At 40.4% G+C, this 15,636-nt stretch carries 13 protein-coding genes; all 13 read left to right on the top strand.

Annotation, left to right across the window (positions count from 1 at the left end):
• Positions 1-262: 262 nt before the first annotated feature.
• The 13 genes from ACHUFV_RS05370 to ftsY all read left to right on the top strand — a co-directional run bounded on the left by ACHUFV_RS05370 (position 263) and on the right by ftsY (position 15,547).
• Entirely contained in the window at positions 263-625 is a 363-nt protein-coding gene (locus ACHUFV_RS05370; RefSeq protein ID WP_394232568.1) for an Asp23/Gls24 family envelope stress response protein, read from the top strand.
• 16 nt (positions 626-641) lie between these two features.
• On the top strand, positions 642-2,324 hold the full coding sequence (locus ACHUFV_RS05365) for a DAK2 domain-containing protein (RefSeq protein ID WP_394232567.1): 1,683 nt from the start codon (positions 642-644) through the stop codon (positions 2,322-2,324).
• Positions 2,325-2,528: 204 nt separating this feature from the next.
• Positions 2,529-3,191 carry an L-serine ammonia-lyase, iron-sulfur-dependent subunit beta gene (sdaAB, locus tag ACHUFV_RS05360; protein WP_394232566.1) on the top strand — a complete coding sequence of 221 codons (663 nt, stop codon included), beginning with the start codon at positions 2,529-2,531 and terminating at the stop codon, positions 3,189-3,191.
• Between the two features lie 62 nt (positions 3,192-3,253).
• On the top strand, positions 3,254-4,132 hold the full coding sequence (gene sdaAA / locus ACHUFV_RS05355) for an L-serine ammonia-lyase, iron-sulfur-dependent, subunit alpha (protein WP_394232565.1): 879 nt from the start codon (positions 3,254-3,256) through the stop codon (positions 4,130-4,132).
• Between the two features lie 15 nt (positions 4,133-4,147).
• Positions 4,148-6,181 carry an ATP-dependent DNA helicase RecG gene (gene recG, locus ACHUFV_RS05350; RefSeq protein WP_394233390.1) on the top strand — a complete coding sequence of 678 codons (2,034 nt, stop codon included), beginning with the start codon at positions 4,148-4,150 and terminating at the stop codon, positions 6,179-6,181.
• 124 nt (positions 6,182-6,305) lie between these two features.
• On the top strand, positions 6,306-6,872 hold the full coding sequence (gene fapR, locus ACHUFV_RS05345; RefSeq protein WP_394232564.1) for a transcription factor FapR: 567 nt from the start codon (positions 6,306-6,308) through the stop codon (positions 6,870-6,872).
• A 31-nt stretch (positions 6,873-6,903) separates the two neighbouring features.
• Positions 6,904-7,905, top strand: coding sequence for a phosphate acyltransferase PlsX (plsX, locus tag ACHUFV_RS05340; protein WP_394232563.1), 1,002 nt, complete (start codon positions 6,904-6,906; stop codon positions 7,903-7,905).
• A 10-nt stretch (positions 7,906-7,915) separates the two neighbouring features.
• Complete coding sequence (fabD, locus tag ACHUFV_RS05335) at positions 7,916-8,863, top strand: ACP S-malonyltransferase (RefSeq protein WP_394232562.1); 948 nt, start codon at positions 7,916-7,918, stop codon at positions 8,861-8,863.
• Positions 8,860-9,603, top strand: a complete 744-nt coding sequence (gene fabG, locus ACHUFV_RS05330; RefSeq protein WP_394232561.1) for a 3-oxoacyl-[acyl-carrier-protein] reductase — start codon at positions 8,860-8,862, stop codon at positions 9,601-9,603. Before fabD ends, fabG begins: the two co-directional genes overlap by 4 nt.
• A gap of 95 nt (positions 9,604-9,698) precedes the next feature.
• The gene (locus ACHUFV_RS05325; RefSeq protein ID WP_394232560.1) at positions 9,699-9,932 is read left to right on the top strand and encodes an acyl carrier protein; all 234 of its coding nucleotides are present in this window, start codon (positions 9,699-9,701) and stop codon (positions 9,930-9,932) included.
• A 208-nt stretch (positions 9,933-10,140) separates the two neighbouring features.
• The gene (gene rnc, locus ACHUFV_RS05320) at positions 10,141-10,905 is read left to right on the top strand and encodes a ribonuclease III (RefSeq protein WP_394232559.1); all 765 of its coding nucleotides are present in this window, start codon (positions 10,141-10,143) and stop codon (positions 10,903-10,905) included.
• 12 nt (positions 10,906-10,917) lie between these two features.
• Positions 10,918-14,484, top strand: a complete 3,567-nt coding sequence (gene smc / locus ACHUFV_RS05315; RefSeq protein WP_394232558.1) for a chromosome segregation protein SMC — start codon at positions 10,918-10,920, stop codon at positions 14,482-14,484.
• Positions 14,485-14,560: 76 nt separating this feature from the next.
• Positions 14,561-15,547: a signal recognition particle-docking protein FtsY gene (ftsY, locus tag ACHUFV_RS05310; RefSeq protein ID WP_394232557.1), complete on the top strand. Its 987-nt coding sequence runs from the start codon at positions 14,561-14,563 to the stop codon at positions 15,545-15,547.
• Positions 15,548-15,636: the final 89 nt, after the last annotated feature.

Here is a 15,636-nt window from a genome sequence, read left to right as displayed (position 1 = left end):
CTTGCCCAGGGACGACCGGCATAAGACGAGCGCTGGCAGAAGGCGTTCTTTGCCTTCAGAAGCGATTGGCTTATGACCCGAGTCCCTAGCGCCTGCAGCTCGATAGTATTAGATGCGGAGGGCGCTTGCCCTTTTTACATACAAACTGCACAGTGAGATAATTTCACGAAAATTGACGCATAATAAGTATACCTTTTAAAAAAGGAAAGCTTATAGTAAAATGTCATTAGTCAAGGAGCAATTTCCAAAAGGGGGAAAACTCATGTCCATTGAATTAAAAACAACATACGGACAAATAGATATATCAAATGACGTTGTAGCAACCATTGCAGGTGGTGCTGCAGTTGATTGTTATGGAATAGTCGGGATGGCTTCAAAAAACCAAATTAAAGATGGTCTAACAGATATTCTACGAAAAGAAAACTTTACACGCGGCGTTATTGTACGTCAAGAAGAGGAAAAAGTACATATTGATATGTATATTATCGTTAGCTATGGAACAAAAATTTCAGAGATTGCCCATAATGTACAATCAAAAGTGAAATACACATTGGATAAAACAGTTGGACTTGCCGTTGACACAGTAAATATATACGTTCAGGGTGTTCGTGTAACGAATCCGTAGTGAGGGAGGAAGAATTGTGTCAATTACAGTTTTGGACGGAAAGCGTTTCGCAGAAATGGTCATACAGGGAGCTAATCATTTAGCAACCAATGCCAATTATGTTGATGCATTAAACGTTTTCCCTGTTCCGGATGGTGATACTGGAACAAATATGAATTTATCAATGACTTCTGGGGCGAAAGAAGTTAAACAAAATGTTCAAGAACATATTGGAAAAGTTGGGTTAGCACTATCAAAAGGCCTGTTAATGGGTGCACGTGGAAACTCGGGCGTTATACTATCACAGCTATTTCGCGGCTTTTCTAAAGCTATTGAGCAAAAAGCAATAATTAACGGAAATGATTTTGCTCGTGCATTTGAGGCTGGAGTTGAAACAGCCTATAAAGCCGTTATGAAGCCTGTGGAAGGAACGATCCTTACCGTTGCAAAAGATGCAGCAAAAATGGCGGTACAAGCTGCCCAAAAAAGCGATGACCTTATTTACATTATGGAAGAGGTTGTGAAAGAAGCGAAAGCATCATTAAACCGTACACCTGATCTTCTGCCAGTGTTAAAGGAAGTCGGTGTCGTTGACAGCGGCGGACAAGGTCTGGTTTTTGTCTATGAAGGCTTCCTTGCTGAACTTAAAGGGGAACAGCTGCCTGATTCACCTGCAAGCTTACCATCGATGGATGAGCTGGTAAGTGCTGAGCACCATAAAAGTGTTCAAGGCCATATCAATACATCTGATATTGTTTTTGGCTATTGTACTGAATTTATGGTAAAGCTTGAGGATAAGAAGCTGGTGAATAAGCCTTTTTCCGAAGAAGCCTTCCGACAGGATTTAAGCAAATTAGGTGATTCCTTGCTGGTTATTTCTGATGATGAGGTTGTAAAAGTGCATATTCATTCAGAAGAACCGGGCAATGTGCTAAATTATGGTCAAAGCTATGGAAGCCTGATTAACATGAAAATAGAAAATATGCGTCAGCAGCATACGAATATCGTTGGTGAAACACATTCTGTTTTAAAAGAAGCAGCGCCTGCACCTAAAAAGGAAAAGCAGGAATTCGGTATTGTAGCGGTTTCGATGGGAAGCGGTGTAGCTGATCTTTTTAGAAGTATTGGTGCACATGCTGTTATCGAGGGCGGACAGACGATGAATCCAAGCACGGAAGACATTGTAAAAGCCATAAAAGAAGTACACGCACATAAAGTAATCATCCTGCCAAATAATAAAAACATTATTATGGCCGCTGAGCAGGCAGTTGAGCTTTGTGATGAGGATGTAGTTGTCATTCCATCTAAAACGGTACCACAAGGATTATCTGCCTTGTTGGCATTTAATTCTACTATTGACCTAGCTGCAAATAAAAAGAATATGTCTGATGCAATGCAGCACGTTAAAACAGGTCAAATTACTTTTGCTGTAAGGGATACAACCATTGATGGACTTGAAATTGAGAAAGATGATTTTATGGGAATATTGGACGGCAAAATTGTAGTTAAAAATAAAGACAAGCAACTCACTGCAAATGAACTGTTAGAGAAAATGATTGATGATGATTCAGAAATAGTAACCATCTTAAAAGGGACAGACGCATCTGAAGAAGATTTGGCAGCATTAGTTGCGTTTATCGAGGAACGCTTTTCAGATGTTGAAGTGGAAGTGCATAACGGTCAGCAGCCGTTATATCCATTCATCATTGCGGTGGAATAATGTAAAAGTATTATGGAGCATATGCCTAGGAGTGACAAGCTTTAGGCCTCATGCTCCTACAACGATAGTGTGATATTAAATGGGTTATAATCCTCTTGATTTTTATTGTAACAATTAATGACTTGTTACGATAAACTATCAAGAACGATTATACCCATTTTTTATTTTATGAAGAAACTACTCCGTTAATCTGGAGGTTGTGAAGTGAAGTATAGAAGTGTATTTGATATTATCGGGCCCATCATGATTGGACCTTCTAGCTCTCATACAGCAGGTGCTGCAAGAATTGGCAGAGTTGCACGCAGTTTATTCAGCAGGGAACCGAAATGGGTAAAGATATCTTTATATGGATCCTTTGCCCAAACCTACCGTGGGCATGGAACAGATGTAGCCATTGTTGGCGGCTTATTTGATTTTGATACCTTCGATAAACGAATTATTGATTCGATAACCATCGCACAGCAAAAAGGAATCGTAGTTCAATTTCTCATAGAAGAGGCTATTCCCTATCATCCAAATACTGCTCGCGTCCGCATTGGTGATGAAAATGGGGAATTGGAGCTTGTTGGTATTTCAATTGGCGGTGGTAAAATCGAAGTGATTGAGGTTGATGGCTTTGCATTACGCCTTTCGGGTAATCATCCTGCCATCCTTGTTTTTCATCATGATAAATATGGAACGATTGCAAGTGTATCGAATGTGCTGTCAAAGTATTTAATCAATATTGGACATATGGAGGTAGCTAGAAAAGAAGTTGGAAAACAGGCCCTTATGACCATCGAAGTCGATCAAATGATTGATCCTTCTATCATAAAAGAATTGGAGAAGCTCGATAACATTAGCAAGGTAACAAAAATTGCCGACTAAAACCCTTCCGCATGGTCCAAAAACACAAGTGAAAAGCAACAATGAGGGAAGGTTGAGGATATATGTTTCGTACCGTTGCAGAGTTAGTTGAACAAGCCAATCAAGAAATAAAGAAAATCTCAGACATTATGATTGATCAAGAAGTAGAAGTAACCGGACGTTCAAGGAATGACATTCTTTCGATGATGGAGCAAAATCTAATTGTAATGGAAAAGGCTGTTGAACGTGGCATCAACGGCGTTCAATCACACTCCGGATTAACGGGTGGTGATGCGGTCTTAATGCAAAAATATCTTCAGAAAGGACAATTTTTGGCAGGGGATACCATTCTTGATGCAGTTAGTAAAGCAATGGCAACTAATGAAGTGAATGCTGCAATGGGAATCATTTGTGCAACTCCAACTGCTGGATCCGCAGGAGTCGTTCCAGGAACCCTATTTGCACTGAAAAATAAGCTGAACCCCACTCGTGAACAAATGCTTGCCTATCTTTTTACCGCAGGCGCATTTGGCTATGTTATTGCCAATAATGCGTCAATATCAGGGGCGGCAGGCGGATGTCAGGCAGAGGTTGGCTCTGCAGCAGGCATGGCTGCAGCGGCTATTGTGGAGATGCGGGGTGGAACTCCAAATCAATGTGCAGAAGCAATGGCGATAACATTAAAAAATATGTTAGGATTAGTATGTGACCCTGTGGCAGGTTTAGTGGAAGTTCCATGTGTAAAAAGGAATGCAATGGGAGCGGCTAATGCTATAGTGGCATCTGATATGGCACTCGCAGGTATTAAAAGCAAAATTCCATGCGATGAAGTGATTGATGCGATGTTTAAAATTGGGCAATCGATGCCGACTGCACTTAAAGAAACAGGACAGGGAGGGTTGGCGGCTACACCAACTGGTCGTAAGCTTGAAGCAAAGATCTTTGGTAAGCCGATAAAATAAGTGACAAATCCATTAATGCAATCTGTAACAGCCGTAAAAGGCATAGGAGAAGAAACTGCATCAGCATTAGCTGAGATGAAATTATATACAATTAAGGATTTATTAGAGCATTTCCCATATCGGTATGAAGATTATCGCCTGCGTGATTTAGCAGAAGTGAAGCATGATGAAAAAATAACAGTTGAAGGGAAGGTTCATAGTGAGCCTTCTCTTACCTATTATGGTCGAAAACGTTCTCGTTTAACCATACGTCTTTTAGTGGGGCGTTATTTGATTCAAGTAGTGTTATTTAATCAGCCATATGTAAAGAAAAAAATCTCGATTAACGAGCAGGTGACTGTTTCAGGGAAATGGGACGGGCATAGACAAATGATAACCGCGAGCGAATTGAAAATCAGCTCGTCCAACTCCACAAAGGACTTTGAACCAGTGTACGCTATAAAAGGGGAAATGAATCTAAAGGGCATAAGACGCTGCATTCAACTGGCTTTTTCGCAATTTGGTCATTTGGTTGAGGAAACCTTGCCGGAATCCCTAAGGAAAAAATATAAATTATTAAACAGAAAAGAAGCATTAAAGGCCCTTCATTATCCTGTGGGTCAAGAGGATTTAAAACAAGCACGGAGAAGATTCGTTTACGAGGAGTTTCTTCTGTTTCAATTGAAAATGCAGACGCTTCGAAAAATAGAGCGAGAGTCGTCAAAAGGTATATCACAAGTATATGAGGAAGATAGGACAGCTAACTTTATTGCGCAGCTTCCATTTCCATTGACAAAAGCACAGGATAGAGTCGTTAACGAAATCCTTTCAGATATGAAATCAAGTTACCGGATGAACCGGCTGCTTCAAGGTGATGTGGGATCGGGTAAAACAGTTGTGGCGGCCATTTCCTTATTTGCCAGCGTTTCTGCAGGTTTTCAGGGAGCGCTGATGGTCCCGACAGAAATTCTTGCAGAACAGCATTCTGAATCCTTAAAGGAACTGTTAGGGTCTTCCGGTATTTCCTGTGAGCTGTTAACTAGCTCTGTAAAAGGTAAGCGACGTAAAGAAATTCTTGCCGGACTAAAAGCAGGTGAGATTAACATCTTAATTGGAACTCATGCGTTAATTCAAGAGGAAGTAGAATTTAAAAATCTCGGCTTGGTGATCACAGATGAGCAGCATCGCTTTGGAGTTGAACAACGTCGAGTTCTAAGGGAGAAGGGTGAAAATCCTGATGTATTGTTTATGACGGCCACCCCAATCCCGCGTACATTAGCAATTACTGCTTTTGGTGAAATGGATGTTTCAATTATTGATGAAATGCCTGCGGGCAGAAAGACCATTGAAACATACTGGGTCAAGCCTGATATGATGGACAGAGTTCTCGGTTTTATGAATAAGGAGTTACTTAAAGGACGTCAGGTCTATGTGATTTGCCCATTAATTGAGGAATCGGACAAGCTTGACGTTCAAAATGCAATTGATGTTCATAGTACACTAGTACATTACTTCCAAAATCGTTATCAAATCGGTCTGATGCATGGCAGGCTGCCGGCAGATGAAAAGGACATCGTCATGAAGGAATTCAGTGAAAATAAACTCCAAGTTCTCGTTTCTACAACCGTTGTTGAAGTCGGGGTAAATGTTCCAAATGCTACGCTTATGGTGATTTACGATGCTGAACGTTTTGGTCTATCCCAGCTCCATCAGCTTAGGGGAAGGGTTGGGCGAGGTAGCGAACAATCCTATTGCATATTGTTAGCAGATCCAAAATCAGAATCGGGTAAAGAAAGAATGAAGATTATGACCGAAACGAATGATGGCTTTGTTCTGAGTGAGAAAGACCTTGAACTGCGCGGACCTGGTGATTTCTTTGGGAAAAAGCAAAGCGGTCTGCCCGAGTTTAAGGTAGCAGATATGGTTCATGATTACAGAGCCTTGGAAACAGCCAGACAGGATGCAAGTGTACTTGTGGAATCTACCTATTTTTGGCATGCTGACGAATATCAGCCATTACGGATCTATCTTGAGTTGACAGGCGTTTTCGATGGTGAAAAATTAGATTGATGTTTGCTTCAAGGCACTCAACTATCAATTTGTTGAGTGCTTTCGCTTTTATTCTTGCAATCTGTTTTTTTAAATTATATACTACTGTTAGTACCTAGTCTTAGTATCGTGGACGGTGTCAAAAATGAAAAGAAATAAGCGGGATAGACAAAAACACTTACAGGAAACAATTAAAGAAAATCCGTTTATAACTGATGAAGAATTGGCGGAAAAATTCTCTGTAAGCGTTCAAACCATTCGTTTGGACAGGCTTGAATTATCAATTCCGGAATTAAGGGAAAGAATTAAACATGTTGCGGCAACAAAATTTGAAGATGAAGTTCGCTCACTGCCTATTGAAGAGGTCATTGGAGAAATTATTGATATTGAATTAGATAAAACAGCCATTTCAATCTTTGATGTGAAACCAGAGCATGTTTTCAAGCGGAATCATATCGCCCGTGGTCATCATTTATTTGCTCAGGCCAATTCACTTGCTGTTGCTGTTATTAATGATGAGCTTGCCCTAACAGCAAAAGCAAATATTCACTTTATCCATTCTGTTAAAGAAGGTGAGCGGGTAGTTGCGAAGGCAAAGGTAAGTAAAATTGATAACGAAATGGGCCGAACCGTCGTGGAAGTTCAGAGCTTTGTCAATAATCACCTCGTGTGTAAAGGTGAATTTGAAATGTATCGTTCGAAAAATGAATGAATGCAGGTAAAAGGAGTAGTGAACAGACATCATGAAAATTGCTATTGATGCTATGGGTGGAGATCATGCGCCGAAGGAAATCGTGCTTGGTGCGGTTAAGGCAGTCGAAACCTTTACTGATGTTCAAATCGTCCTTGTTGGGGATGAAACGAAAATAAAACAATTCCTTAAGGGAAATGACCGAATTTCCATTATTCATACAGAAGAAGTCATCTCAAGCGAGGATGAGCCTGTCCGGGCCGTAAGAAGAAAGAAAAACGCCTCAATGGTTCTCGCCGCAAAAGAAGTTGCCGAAGGAAGAGCGGATGCCTGTATATCTGCCGGTAATACTGGTGCATTGATGGCTGCAGGCTTGTTTGTTGTTGGAAGAATTGAAGGGATTGAACGTCCTGCTCTTTCACCGACCCTTCCGACAATTAGCGGAGAAGGCTTTGTTCTTTTAGATGTTGGTGCTAATGCTGATGCGAAGCCTGAACACCTCCTTCAATACGCATTGATGGGTTCCATATACAGTCAAAAGGTGAGGGGCATTTCTAATCCTCGCGTTGGCTTATTGAATATCGGTACGGAAGAGAAAAAAGGGAATGAACTCACAAAACATACATATGAATTAATGCAAAAATTAGATGTTAATTTTATTGGCAACGTTGAAGCTCGTGACCTGATGGAAGGTGTTTGTGATGTCGCAGTTACAGATGGTTTTACCGGTAATATGGTGTTGAAGACGGTTGAAGGAACGGCTATGTCAATTATGAAAATGTTAAAATCCGCCTTAATGTCCGACTGGAAAAGCAAGCTTGCAGCCGCAGTTCTAAAGCCTAATTTATATCAATTAAAGTCGAAAATGGATTATTCGGAATATGGCGGTGCAGGATTGTTTGGACTGAAGGCACCTGTTATTAAAGCGCATGGATCATCTGATGCAACAGCCATCTTTAATGCGGTAAGACAAGCACATGAAATGGTAGAAGGACAGGTAGTGGAAACCATTAAAGTTGCGGTTGAAAACACAACAATCACTAGTAATACATAGGAGGAAACTGATGGGTAAAATAGCATTTATATTTCCTGGACAAGGCTCACAAACAGTTGGTATGGGACAGTCTTTAGCTGAGTCATATCAGCCGTCAAATGAATTTTTTCTGAACGCGGATAAAAAACTGGAATATCCTCTTTCTAAGCTGATATTTGAAGGGCCCCAATCAGATCTTACATTGACTTCTAATGCTCAGCCTGCCTTATTAACAACGAGCATTGCAATTTTGGAATACTTTAAACAGTCTGGCATTACACCTGATTATGTAGCAGGTCATAGTCTCGGCGAATATACAGCACTTGTTGCGGCAGGAGCCTTTTCCTTCGAAGAGGGTGTATATGCGGTTCATAAAAGAGGCGAATTTATGGAGATCGCTGTCCCTAATGGCGAGGGAACAATGGCTGCAGTACTTGGACTTGACAGAGACAAATTGGAAGCTGTTACGAATGAAATTACAGAAAGCGGACATCTTGTGCAATTAGCTAACATTAACTGCCCTGGACAAATTGTTATTTCCGGAACAAGAAAAGGTGTCGAACTTGCTGGGATAAAGGCAAAAGAAGCTGGAGCAAAACGTGTGCTTCCACTTGAAGTAAGCGGTCCTTTTCATTCGGAATTAATGAAGCCAGCTGCAGAAAAGCTTAAAGCCGTATTGGATGAAATGGATATATCAGATGCAAGGGTGCCTGTTATTGCAAATGTATCAGCAACCGAGATGACGGCTGCATCTGAAATTAAAGAAAAATTGATTGAGCAGCTATACTCTCCTGTGCAATGGGAAAAAAGCGTGCAGAAGATGCTTGATTTAGGGGTTACCACTTTTATTGAAATTGGTCCTGGGAAAGTATTATCCGGATTAGTTAAAAAGGTAAGCCGCTCAGCTAGCACATATGCAGTCTCTGATGAAAAAACATGCCAAGAGGTAATGGATGCATTGAAGGAGGGGACAAGATGAAGCTTGAGGGTAAAAAAGCGTTAGTGACAGGAGCTTCTCGTGGGATTGGCCGAGAAATTGCGTTGGAACTTGCGAGACAAGGTGCTGACGTTGCGGTTAATTATGCCGGCAGTGAGGCCAAGGCATTAGAGGTTGTTGCTGAAATTAAAGAAATGGGAAGAGATTCCTTTGCCATTCAATGTGACGTTTCAAATAGTGACTCTGTGGCAAATATGATAAAAGAAACGGTTGAAAGGTTCGAAAGACTTGATATTCTTGTGAATAATGCCGGGATTACGAAAGACAATCTCTTAATGCGGATGAAGGAAAATGAATGGGACGATGTCTTGAATATCAACCTTAAAGGTGTATTCCTTTGTACAAAAGCGGTAACAAGACAAATGATGAAGCAAAGGAGCGGCCGAATTATAAATATTTCATCGATCGTCGGCTCTATGGGGAACGCTGGACAAGCTAACTATGTTGCAGCTAAAGCTGGTGTTATCGGTTTAACGAAAACAACTGCCAAGGAGCTTGCTGCAAGAGGGATTACGGTAAATGCAGTTGCCCCAGGTTTTATTACAACTGAAATGACTGATAAATTACCTGAAGAAATTCAGGCTGAAATGTTAAAAGCAATTCCATTAGCTCAGTTTGGTGAGCCAAAGGATATAGCTCATACAGTTGTATTTCTCGCATCTGACGAGAGCCGCTATATAACAGGTCAAACCATTCATGTTAATGGCGGTATGGTGATGTAACAAAGCTATTTTGTGCTTTTAACAAACAGTTAAAATTTTGTCTAGATTATCTAAATGAAATACTCTATAATGACCTGAGGGGAGGTGAATGACCAATGGCAGAGGTTTTAGAACGTGTAACAAAAATCATTGTAGACCGTTTAGGTGTAGAAGAATCTCAAGTAACTTTAGAGGCTTCTTTCAAAGATGATCTTGGTGCAGATTCCCTTGATGTAGTTGAACTTGTTATGGAACTTGAAGATGAGTTTGACATGGAAATTTCTGACGATGATGCTGAAAAAATCGCAACAGTCGGTGATGCTGTGACTTACATACAAGCAAAACAATAATCGTTGGATTCACACAAAGCTCCGTATTCTTACGGGGCTTTCTTTTATGAAGCTTTGTAAACAGAACCATGATCATTTTTGGTAGCTTGTATGAATAAATTCGGGTAAAGCAAAAATAGAGCTTTTTTTAAAAGTTTCTTTGCCTTTTTTATTGTTATTAATTAAACTTTTATAGGTAGTTAAGTTTCTAATTAAGGTGGAATTTTACATGCGTAAGAATGGAAAAGAGAAAAAAGGTATACGCACAAATGATAAGCAATTTAAAGAGTTACAAGAAACGATTGGGATTCAATTTACAACCGTCAAGCTATTAAAGCAAGCTTTTACACACTCATCCTATGTAAATGAGCATAGAAGAAAACCTTATGAGGATAATGAAAGGCTTGAATTTCTGGGTGATGCCGTACTTGAGTTAACGGTTTCGAAGTTTTTGTTTTTAAAATATCCGATGATGAGTGAAGGGGAGTTGACTAAGCTCCGGGCAGCGATTGTTTGTGAACCATCACTTGTAGCATTTGCAAATGAGCTTCAGTTCGGGAAATTTATTTTGCTCGGAAAAGGAGAAGAATTGACCGGAGGCAGGGAGAGACCTGCTTTGTTGGCTGACGTATTTGAGGCGTTTATTGGCGCGCTTTTCTTAGACAAAGGCATTGATGTAGTTGTTTCGTTTTTGGAAAAATATGTTTTTCCAAAGGTTAATGCCGGTGCCTTTTCACATGTTATGGATTTCAAAAGCCAATTGCAAGAATTAGTACAGCGAGATAGCACCGGGATAATTGAATACAAAATTCTCCTTGAAAAAGGACCTGCTCATAACCGAGAATTTGTCTCTGTAGTTCTGTTGAATGGTGCAGAGATAGGTACTGGTTCAGGCCGTTCGAAAAAAGCTGCTGAGCAGCATGCAGCCCAAATGGCTCTGGAAAAGCTGAAAGCACATCTACATGATAATTTAACAGAAACGCGTCCAGAGTAAGGAGGAAATACAGTGTTTCTAAAACGATTGGATATTGTGGGCTTTAAATCGTTTGCTGAGCGAATAGCAGTGGATTTTGTTCCAGGCGTCACTGCTGTTGTCGGTCCTAATGGAAGTGGAAAGAGCAATATTACCGATGCTATTCGCTGGGTTTTAGGGGAACAATCGGCTAAATCACTTCGAGGAGCAAAAATGGAAGATATTATTTTTGCGGGGAGCGATTCACGAAAGCCTCTTAACTTTGCAGAAGTCACATTAACATTAAACAACGAAGACCAGTTTCTGCCTGTCGATTATAACGAAGTCAGCGTCACAAGGCGCGTCTTTCGTTCTGGTGATAGTGAATTCTTCATTAATAAACAATCGTGCCGTTTAAAGGATATTGTGGATCTGTTTATGGATTCAGGGCTTGGCAGAGAAGCCTTTTCGATTATCAGCCAAGGCAAAGTGGAAGAAATCCTTAACAGTAAAGCAGAGGATAGACGGACTATTTTTGAGGAAGCAGCCGGTGTACTGAAATATAAAACAAGAAAAAAGAAGGCTGAAGGAAAACTAAATGATACCGAAGAGAACTTGAATCGTGTGAACGATATTCTCTACGAATTAGAAAGCCAGATCGAACCACTAAAAATTCAAAGTTCAATGGCTAAAGACTATCTTGAACAAAAAGAAGCACTGGAGAAGGTTGAAGTTGCCGTTACTGTTTTCGAAATCGAGGAATTGCATACGAAATGGAAGTCGATGTCCGAGAAGGTAGAGGAGCAAAAGCAAAACGAAATTAGTCTGTCCACGCATTTGCAGGGGAAGGAAGCAAAGCTAGAAGAATTAAGAGACCATATGACAGCATTAGATGAATCGATAAGCGATTTGCAAAATGTCCTGCTTCATGCAAGTGAGGAGCTTGAAAAGCTTGAGGGCAGGAAAGAAGTTTTAAAGGAAAGAAAGAAAAATGCTGCGCAAAACAAAGTGCAGCTGGAGACTAATGTAAAAGATCTAACTGGAAAAGTGGCAAGCTTAACCAGCCAAAAAGAAAATCTGCAGGAGCAAGTCATAAAGCTGGGACAAGAAGCGGCTGTATTAAAGGACCAGTTAAAAGAAAAACAGGTTCAGATGAATCTCCTGAGCGAAAATATCGAGCAAACGATTGATGATAGAAAAAGTGAATATATAGAAGTATTAAATGAGCAGGCTGCTGCGAAAAATGAATTACATTTGATTGAACAGCAGTTACTTCAGTTAAGCGAAAGAAATAATAGGCAGGAAGGCGATAATGCCAAATATATTGCTGAACGTGAAGTGCTTCAGAAAAGGATAACTGAAGCTAAGAATTTACTTTCCGCTGTTCAACGAGAGGTAGAGGCCCAGGTTCATCTTTATCGAGATGAACAGAAAAACTTTGAAGGTTTAAAAAGCACCTATGAAAAACAGGAGAAAACCCTGTATCAAGCCTATCAATATTTACAGCAAACGAAATCCCGTAAAGATATGCTTGAAGAAATGGAAGAAGGGTTTGCCGGATTCTTTCAAGGAGTAAAAGAGATATTAAAGGCACGGGAGGAAAAGTTACAGGGAATTGAAGGTGCCATTGCTGAATTGATTTCCGTGCCAAAGGAATATGAAGTTGCTATAGAAACATCCTTAGGGGCCGCCATGCAGCATATTGTTGTTCGGAATGAGCAGGATGCAAGACTTGCGATTCAGTATTTAAAAAACAACCGATTTGGACGGGCTACTTTTCTGCCTCTCAATGTCATAAAGGGAAAATCGTTGGCAAGTAACCAATTGCAATTAATTGCTAACCACCCTGAATTTGTTGGGGTTGCATCTGATATGATCGGCTACAGTTCAGTTTATGGCGAGGTCGTGAAAAACCTTTTAGGTATGGTTGTCATCACGAAGAATTTAAAGGGTGCCAATGAAATGGCCAAGCTCTTGGGCTATCGCTGCAGATTTGTGACTCTCGATGGTGATCTTGTCAATGCAGGAGGGTCTATGACAGGAGGAGCCGTAAAGCAAAATTCCTCTTCTCTCTTATCGAGGAAAAGTGAACTTGATGGGATAAAGGGAAAATTAGCTGATATGGAAAGTAAAACAGCTAATTTGGAGGCGGAAATTAAAGGGTTAAAGAATGAGGTTGCGGCAAAGGAGCATGTGCTGGAGGAAATACGAAAAAATGGCGAAGCACTAAGATTGAAAGAACAGGCTGTCAAAGGTGAATTAAGAGAAGCGGAGCTTCAGGAAAAAAATATGAATGAACGTCTTTCAATCTATGACCTCAATAAAAAAGAATTTATAAGCGAAAAGGAAAGAATTACAGATCGAAAGAAGAGTCTTGCGACTTTATTAGTAAAGCTGCAAGCAGACATTCAGCAGCTTGAAGGCCAGATCCAACAATTAAGTGAGCAGAAAACTTCACAAACACTGTCTAAGGATACACTGCTTTCAGAAATCAGTGAATTAAGAGCTGTATTTGCTGCTAAAAATGAACAGGTGAACCATACGAAGGAAAAGCTATCTTCCGTTTCGTTTGAACTGGAAGATAGCGAAAAAAGGCTCGCTTTCTATCAGGAGGATTTGCAACTGTTAGATTCGGAAATGACTGAGAGCTCATCAGGTGAAAGTAAATTGGAGGAAGCAGCAGTCGAGAAGCTTCGAGATAAAACGGAAACGGTGAAGCTAATTGCCGAGAGACGTGAAGAACGTTTGTCAATGCAGAGTGCACTTGACGATCTTGATCTTGAAATTAAAGAGCTGAAGCGTCAGCATCGAGGATTGACTGTTTATTTAAGGGATGAAGAGGTACAGCTAAACCGCCTAGATGTGGAACTGGAAAACAAACTTGCCCAGCTGCGGGAAGAATATTTATTATCGTTTGAAGGGGCAAAGGAAGCTTATCCATTAATACTTCCAATTGATGAGGCTCGTACGAAAGTCAAATTAATAAAATTGGCACTTGAGGAACTAGGGACGGTTAATCTTGGTGCCATTGAGGAATATGAGCGGGTTTCAGAACGGTATGAATTTTTAATGGAGCAAAGAGATGATCTCTTGGAGGCAAAGAATACGTTATTCCAAGTAATCGATGAGATGGATGTTGAAATGAAAAGACGATTTCAGCAGACCTTTGAAGGGGTTCGCTTTCATTTTGAATCGGTTTTTAGAGAATTGTTTGGCGGCGGTAGAGCAGATTTGCGATTAACTAACCCGCAGGATTTATTAAACACGGGTGTAGAAATTGTGGCACAGCCCCCCGGTAAAAAGTTACAAAACTTAGGACTGTTATCGGGAGGAGAACGTGCGTTAACAGCTATAGCACTATTATTCTCCATTTTGAAGATTAGACCTGTACCTTTCTGTATTTTAGATGAAGTGGAAGCAGCTCTTGATGAAGCGAATGTGTACCGTTTCAGCCAATATTTAAAGCGGTACAGTAAGGATTCTCAATTTATCGTCATTACTCATCGTAAAGGAACGATGGAAGAAGCAGATGTTCTATATGGTGTAACCATGCAGGAATCAGGTGTTTCTAAGCTCGTGTCCGTCCGCCTTGAAGAGACCAATGAATTAGCAGCACCCTAAAGAGGGACTGTCTTTCATAAGAGGCTGGTTTTAAGTGTGTACTCGGGAGTAAAATAATCATAAAGGAAGTGATTCTATGAGTTTTTTTAAAAGATTAAAAGAAAAAATTACAAAGCAAACGGATAGCGTAACGGAAAAATTTAAAGAGGGCTTAACAAAAACAAGGGACAATTTCTCAGGCCGTGTAAATGAGCTTGTCTCTCGTTATCGAAAAGTGGATGAAGATTTCTTCGAAGAGCTGGAAGAAATACTCATTCAAGCGGATGTCGGCTTCGATACAGTAATGACACTTATTGAAGAGTTGAAAATGGAGGTTAAGAGAAAGAATATCCAAGATCCAAATGAAGTACAAAGTGTAATTTCCGAGAAGCTTGTTGCCATTTATGAGGGAGGCGATACATCGTCATCTTCATTAAATATTCAGGAAAATGGCTTAACGGTAATCTTGTTCGTAGGTGTAAATGGTGTCGGTAAAACGACAACAATTGGCAAATTAGGCTATCAATTCAAATCAGAAGGCAAAAAGGTATTAATGGCAGCCGGAGATACCTTCAGAGCGGGTGCAATAGAACAATTAGAGGTATGGGGAGAACGTGTTGGTGTAGAGGTGATTAAGCAAGCGGCAGGTTCAGATCCAGCTGCTGTTATGTTTGATGCGATTAAGGCAGCAAAATCACGTAATGCTGATATTCTATTATGTGATACGGCAGGCCGCCTGCAAAATAAAGTTAATTTGATGAAGGAACTAGAGAAAGTGAAGCGGGTTATTGAGCGGGAAATTCCAGGTGCTCCACATGAAGTACTACTTGTGTTAGATGCAACAACAGGGCAAAATGCAATGATCCAGGCAAAGACATTTAAGGATGCAACAGATGTATCAGGTATTGTATTAACGAAACTTGACGGTACTGCAAAAGGCGGTATCGTTCTTGCGATACGAAATGAGCTTAACATACCAGTTAAATTTGTCGGTCTTGGTGAAAAAATGGATGACCTGCAATCCTTTGATGCAGAACAATATGTTTACGGCTTATTTGCTGACCTAGTAGAGAAGGCTGAATAAAATTCATTGTAAAGATATTTTCTTGACATCTTGTTCAGATGTGTGTAGACTAACTTTTGTAAAGGCTTTTCACTTAACATAGGGGGAAT

The sequence above is a fragment of the Niallia oryzisoli genome, assembly GCF_043641075.1.
Classification (GTDB): domain Bacteria; phylum Bacillota; class Bacilli; order Bacillales; family Cytobacillaceae; genus Bacillus_BD; species Bacillus_BD oryzisoli_A.
This window is presented reverse-complemented; position numbering and strand designations above follow the sequence as displayed.